At 73.6% G+C, this 6895-nt stretch carries 3 protein-coding genes; all 3 read left to right on the forward strand.

The window, feature by feature from the left end:
* The first annotated feature begins 147 nt into the window (after positions 1 to 147).
* The 3 genes from ACFWEJ_RS25590 (at position 148) to ACFWEJ_RS25600 (ending at position 6851) form a co-directional block, all read left to right on the forward strand.
* Positions 148 to 2415, forward strand: coding sequence for a heavy metal translocating P-type ATPase (locus ACFWEJ_RS25590; RefSeq protein ID WP_377231992.1), 2268 nt, complete (start codon positions 148 to 150; stop codon positions 2413 to 2415).
* Positions 2416 to 2574: 159 nt separating this feature from the next.
* Complete coding sequence (locus tag ACFWEJ_RS25595) at positions 2575 to 5286, forward strand: glycoside hydrolase family 97 catalytic domain-containing protein (protein WP_377231993.1); 2712 nt, start codon at positions 2575 to 2577, stop codon at positions 5284 to 5286.
* A 74-nt stretch (positions 5287 to 5360) separates the two neighbouring features.
* A complete protein-coding gene (locus ACFWEJ_RS25600) occupies positions 5361 to 6851 on the forward strand; it encodes a glycerophosphodiester phosphodiesterase family protein (protein ID WP_377231994.1) in 1491 nt (496 codons plus the stop codon).
* Positions 6852 to 6895 lie beyond the last annotated feature (44 nt).

Here is a 6895-nt window from a genome sequence, read left to right on the forward strand (position 1 = left end):
ACGCACAGCAACACACCTCGTTGTCGTGGGCGCTCCTGGATCCTCGGCTGCCGGGAGGCCGGACGCTTGACGTCGATACCCCCTAGGGGTATACATGAGGTGTTGCTGCCCCACCGGGCATGCTCTGCTCAACCCAGGAGCCGATCCATGAACGAGCCACACCAGCACCCCACCGTGCAGCCTGTCGCACCCGGCCCCGCCGTGCCCGACGAGCACGCGGACCACGAGCGCGCGCACCACGAGCACATGTCGCACGAGGAGCACGCGGCGCACGGAAGTACCCCCACCGGCGAGCATGCAGGCCACGACACCGACCACACGGGCCATGACGAGCACGCCGGTCACGACACCCACGCCGGCCACGACGAACACGCCGGCCACATGGGCCACGGCGGGCACGGCGACCACGTCGGCCAGTTCCGGCGGCTGTTCTGGATCATGCTCGTCCTGGCGGTGCCGGTCGTCGCGTTCTCCGGCATGTTCGCGATGATCCTGGGCTACGAGCTGCCCGACGCCGCCTGGGCCACGGCGATCCCGCCGGTGCTCGGTACCGTCATGTACGTCTGGGGCGGCTCGCCGTTCCTCACCGGCGCCGTCTCCGAGCTGCGCTCCCGCAAGCCCGGGATGATGCTGCTGATCGGCCTCGCCATCACGGTCGCGTTCGTCGCGTCACTGGGCGCCAGCCTGGGGCTGCTCGACCACCAGCTCGACTTCTGGTGGGAGCTCGCGCTCCTGATCGTGATCATGCTGCTGGGCCACTGGATCGAGATGCGCTCGCTCGCGCAGACGACGTCGGCCCTGGACTCGCTCGCGGCGCTGCTGCCGGACGAGGCCGAGCGGGTCGACGGCGACCAGGTCGTCAAGGTCGCGCCGGCCGAACTCGTGGTCGGCGACGTCGTCGTGGTGCGGCCGGGTGGGAGCATCCCCGCCGACGGGCGCGTCGTCGACGGCCGGGCGGAGATGGACGAGTCCATGGTGACGGGGGAGTCGCGCACCGTCCCGCGCGGCCCCGGCGAACCCGTGACCGCCGGCACCGTCGCCACCGACTCCGGCCTGCGCGTCGAGGTGACCGCCACCGGCGACGACACCGCCCTGGCCGGCATCCAGCGGCTGGTCGCCGAGGCCCAGGCCTCCTCCTCGCGCGCGCAGCGCCTCGCCGACACCGCCGCGGGCTGGCTGTTCTGGTTCGCGCTGGGCTCGGCCGCGGTCACCGCCGTCGTCTGGACCCTGCTCGGCCTGCCCGACGACGCCGTGATCCGCACCGTGACCGTGCTCGTCATCGCCTGCCCCCACGCGCTGGGCCTTGCGATCCCGCTCGTCGTCTCGATCGCCACGGAGCGTGCCGCCCGGGGCGGCGTGCTGATCAAGGACCGTCTGGCGCTGGAGAGCATGCGCACCGTCGACACCGTGCTGTTCGACAAGACCGGCACCCTGACCAAGGGCGAGCCCACGGTCGCCGACGTCCAGCCGGCCGACACGCAGCACGGCGGCATTCAGCCCGACGCGCAGGGTGCCGGGGCCTCCGGCCAGGCAGGCCTCGACGCCGACAGGCTGCTGGCGCTCGCGGCTGCCGCCGAGTCGGACAGCGAGCACCCGCTGGCCCGGGCGATCGTGCGGGCGGCGCAGGAGCGGGGCCTCACGGTCCCGCGCGCGACCGGCTTCGCCTCGTCGCCCGCCGTGGGCGTGACGGCCACCGTCGACGGGCACGAGATCCGCGTCGGCGGGCCGCGCCTGCTGGAGGAGAACCGGCAGGACGAGCTGGCGGTGGCAGAAACCTGGCGCAAGGACGGCGCGATCATCCTGCACGTGCTGCGCGACGGCGCGGTGGTCGGCGCCATCAAGCTCGCCGACGAGGTACGGGCCGAGTCCGCGGACGCCGTCCGCGCGCTGCACGACCGGGGCGTCCAGGTGGTCATGATCACCGGCGACGCCGAGGCCGTGGCCCAGTCCGTGGCGCACCAGCTCGGCGTGGACCGGTTCTTCGCCGGCGTCCGGCCGGAGGACAAGTCCGCCAAGGTGGCGCAGCTCCAGGCCGAGGGCCGCAAGGTCGCGATGGTCGGCGACGGCGTGAACGACGCCCCGGCGCTCGCCCAGGCCGACGTCGGCATCGCGATCGGGGCCGGCACCGACGTGGCGATCGCGTCCGCCGGTGTCATCCTCGCCAGCGACGACCCCCGGTCCGTGCTGTCCGTGATCGAGCTGTCGCGGGCCAGCTACCGCAAGATGAAGCAGAACCTGTGGTGGGCGGCCGGGTACAACCTGATCTCGGTGCCGCTGGCCGCGGGCGTGCTGGCGCCGATCGGCTTCGTGATGCCGATGTCGGCGGGCGCCGTCCTGATGTCGCTGTCGACCGTGGTCGTGGCGCTCAACGCCCAGCTCCTGCGCCGCCTCGACCTGCGCCCGGGGCGCCAGTAGCAGCAGCAGGACCTGCGAGAACGCCTGTTGACCTGGTCCGGTGCGCCGCCTAGCCTTCTGGGCGGCGCACCGGGCCGACGTCGGTGCCGGACCGAAGTCAAGGGAGACCTCGTGAAGCTCGTACCAGCGTTCCGTCCTGCTCTCCATCTGGTGACAGCGGTGTCAGCCGTCGCCCTCGTCGCGAGCGGCCTGGTCGTCGCGGGCAGCGCGAGCGCCGCCCCGGCGGGCGGTACTCCGGCAGACGGCATCGGCCTGGCCCCGGCGGGCGGGACGGCGTCGAGCTGGCGGGTGGAGGGCCCGCGCGGCTCGCACCTGGACGGGCTGCTGCGCCTGGACGCCGCCGGGCAGGTGGCGCTCGACGTGCTCGCCGACGGCGACACGGTGCTCTCGGCCACGCAGCTGGGTCTGCGGGGCAGCGACGGCGACCTGACCACCGGCCTGACGTTCGCAGGCCGGCAGGACCGCACCGTCTCCGACACCTACTCGATGAGCACCGGCAAGCGCGAGCGCCGCAGCTACACCCACCGCGAGTCCGTGTTCACGTTCGCCGACCCGGCCGGCGCGCGGCTGCGGATCGCGGTCCGCGTGTCCGACGACGGCGTCGCCTACCGCTACCTGCTGGACGGACCGGGCGAGCACCGGGTCGACGACGAGTCCGGCGCGTGGGAGCCGGCCGCGGACGGCCCGGCGTGGATGCAGCGCTCCTACGCCGTCAACTACGAGGCGGAGTGGAGCACGACGACCGCCGCGGCGGGCAACGGCTCCGGCAGCGTCGGGTACCCGGTGCTGTTCGGGCAGGGCGACCGGTACGTGCTGGTCACGGAGGCCGACCTGCACGGCGACTACTCGGGCTCGCACCTCACCCACGAGGCCGGCTCGCTGCGGTACGGCGTCGACCTCTTCGAGGGCCGCCCCGTCACCACGACGGGCGACCTGTCGACGCCCTGGCGGGTCGCGATCGTCGGCGACCTGGCCGGCGTCGTCGGCTCCACGCTGGTCGACGACCTCGCGACGCCCGCCGCCCTGGACCCGGGCGCGGACTGGATCCGGCCGGGCCGGTCGAGCTGGAGCTGGCTGACCGACGGGAGCAGCCCGCGCGACGAGGCGCGCCAGCGGGACTTCGTGGACCTGTCCGCGCGCAACGGCTGGGAGTACGTGCTGCTCGACGAGGGCTGGGACGCGAGCTGGGTGCCGCGCACGGTCCGCTACGCGCACACCCGCGGCGTCGACGTGATCGTCTGGTTCCACAGCCGTGACCTGCGCACCCAGGAGCAGCGCGACGAGTGGCTGCCGCGGCTGAGGTCGTGGGGCGTGAGCGGCATCAAGGTCGACTTCATGGACTCCGACTCGCAGGAGATCCACCAGTGGTACGACGACGTCGCGCGCGACACCGCCCGGTACGAGCTGATGGTCAACTTCCACGGCGCCGCCCTGCCCACCGGGATGCAGCGCACCTGGCCGCACATCATGAGCTACGAGGCCGTGCGCGGCATGGAGAACGGGATCAGCCCCGAGCGCAGCCTCATCGTGCCGTTCACGCGCAACGTGCTCGGGTCGATGGACTTCACGCCGGTGGTCTTCTCCCGCGACAACGCCAGGACGTCCAAGGCGCAGCAGGCGGCGATGGCGGTCGTCTACGAGTCGGGCTGGCAGCACATCTCGGACAAGCCCGAGGGGTACGACGACGAGCCGAACGCGCTGCCGTTCCTGCGGAACCTCCCCACGACCTGGGACGAGGCGCGGCTGCTCAGCGGCACGCCGGGCAAGGACGCGGTGCTCGCGCGTCGCTCCGGGGACCGCTGGTTCGTGGGCGGCATGCGCGCGGGCTCGGGCGAGCCGCTGCGGCTCCCGCTGGCGGGCCTCGCGCGCGGGTCCAAGGTGGTTGTCGACCTGCTGACGGACGACGGCACGAACGGGTCGGCCACCGTGCACTCGACCGTGCGCACCACGGCCGCGGACACGCTGCGGGTCCCGACGGCGGACAACGGCGGCTTCGTCGCCGTCGTGTGCGCGGCGACCGGGGACCGGGAGTCGTGCCTGGAGCCGCTGGAGGCCCGGCCGGACGCCACGATCACGGTCGACCCGGAGCAGGCCGACGTCGAGCCCGGCAGCACCGTGGCGGTCACGGCCGCGTTCACGGTGGCGGACCGCGCCGTCACGCGCGTACGACTGACGCCCGACCTGCCCGAGGGCTGGTCCGCGGACCAGGGCACCCGCACCGTGGCGCGGCTCGCCGCCGGGCAGACCGCGCGCTTCACGTGGCAGGTCCGGGTGCCCGCCGACGGCGCGACGGGCACGTTCGAGGTGCCGGTCGACGTCGACTACCGGGCCGCGGGCGCGCCCGGTGGCGGCGGCGACCACGTCGCCGCGAGCCAGACCACGCTCTGGGTCACGCCGCCCGCCCCGACCGGCAACCCCTACGTCTCCGACCTCGACTGGACCGAACAGAGCAACGGCTACGGCCCGGTCGAGCGCGACCGCTCCAACGGCGAGGCCGCCGGCGGCGACGGCGCGCCGCTGCGGATCGCGGGCACCACCTACGCCAAGGGCATCGGCATGCACGCGACCGGCTCGGTGACCGCCTGGCTCGGCGGCGCCTGCACGGCGTTCACGGCCGTCGTCGGGATCGACGACGAGGTGCTCGACAAGCCCGGCGACACCGGCGTCGGCTCCGTGCGGTTCGCCGTCTACGGCGACGGCGTGCTGCTCGCCGAGACCCCGGTCCTGTCCAACGACGACGGCGGCGTGCCGCTCGACGTCGACGTCACGGGCGTGCGCCGCCTGCGCCTGGTCGCCGACGAGGGTCCGGACGGCAAGAACTTCGACCACGCCGACTGGGCCGACGCCCGTGTGACCTGCGCGCAGGGCTGACGTTCAGCGAGTGTTCAGCCGGCCGCCGTGTGCGCTTCGCCCCGGCGGCCGGCACCACCACCAGAGTCGGGCCCATGAACTCACGCATCCGTACCCGCGTCGGGGCCGTCGTCACGACGGCCGCGCTGGTGCTGTCCGGGGCCACCGCCTCGGTGCTCGGCGCCGGCGCCCAGCACGCCGGGACCCAGCACGTCGGTACCGGGGACGCCCTGGCGTCGTCGGCCGCCCCCGCCGCGTTCGGCGGCCAGGGCCACGGCGGCGGCACCCCCGCCGAACGCGCCTACCGCGACCTGCTGGACCACGGCCCGAACGCGAAGATCCTCACCGCGGCCCACCGTGCGCAGTGGCGCGCGGCCCCCGAGAACAGCGCCCCCGCGATCCTGGCCGCGTTCGCGGACGGCGCGGAGATCGTCGAGCTGGACGTCCAGCTCACCGCCGACGGCGTCCCCGTGCTCATGCACGACACGACCGTGGACCGCACCACGAACGGGACCGGCCGCGTGGACAGCCTGACGCTGGAGCAGATCGAGGGGCTCCGGCTGCGCGCGGGCCTCGGCGGCGCGCAGGCCGCGCTGACCGACGAGCGGATCCCCACGCTGGAGCAGGCGATGCTCCTTGCGAAGGACCGCGGCCTGGTCAACCTCGACAAGGGCTGGCCGTTCCGCGAGGAGATCTGGGCGGTGCTGACCGAGACCGGCACGGTCCGCAACGGCCTGTACAAGTCGGACGCGCCCGTCGAGCAGGTCCAGGAGTTCCGGGCCGCGCACCACGGCGCCGTCTACATGCACATGGTCACCGACACGAACGTGGCGGACGTCGAGAAGTTCGGCGCCGACCAGCCCGTGGCCTACGAGGTCAACTTCGACAGCACGGCCGACGTCGTCGCGCGCCGCCCGTTCCTGGACAAGGTCGCGAGCGGGAGCCGCGTCTGGAGCAACACGATGTGGAACGGCCTGTCGGAGCGGATGACCGACGAGGCCTCGCTCATCGACCCGCTGCGCGGCTGGGAGGCCCTGGTGGACGGGTACCACACGACGATCTTCCAGACCGACGACGTCGAGAAGCTGGAGAGCTGGCTCCGCACCGGCGAGGGCGACCCGCTGCCGCGCGGCGCCGTCCGCGTCCAGGCCGAGGACTTCCTGCCCGGCGAGGGCGTCGGGTACCACGACCTGGAGCCCGCCAACCGCAGCAACCTGCAGATGCGCCCGGGCGAAGGTGTGGACATCCAGGACCTGGACGGCGCCGTCAGCCTCGGCTGGATGCGCGGCGGCGAGTGGCTCACCTACTCCGTCGAGGTGCCGAAGACCGGTACCTACGAGGTCGCGGTGCGGGCGTCGTCGCCGTACTCGCCCGCCGGCGCGTACACCGTGGCGTTCGACGACGGCGCGCCGAGCGCCCGCGTCGACGTCCGGAACACGACCAGCCACGCCAAGCAGGTGCTCCAGCCCAGCGGCGTCACGCAACGCCTCACGAAGGGCACGCACACGCTGCGCATCGCCCTGCCCGAGGACGCGTACCAGAACTGGAACCTGGACCGCATCGAGCTCACCCCGGCAGGCCGCTGACCACACCCCCGCCCGTGTCAGACGTGCAGGTCCCCCGAGGGACC

The organism is Promicromonospora sp. NPDC060204, assembly GCF_042728455.1.
Classification (GTDB): domain Bacteria; phylum Actinomycetota; class Actinomycetes; order Actinomycetales; family Cellulomonadaceae; genus Promicromonospora.

Coding starts and splice junctions, on each gene's coding strand:
- ACFWEJ_RS25600 (WP_377231994.1), top strand. CDS start 5,361: ATGAACTCACGCATCCGTACCCGCGTCGGGGCCGTCGTCACGACGGCC.
- ACFWEJ_RS25590 (WP_377231992.1), top strand. CDS start 148: ATGAACGAGCCACACCAGCACCCCACCGTGCAGCCTGTCGCACCCGGC.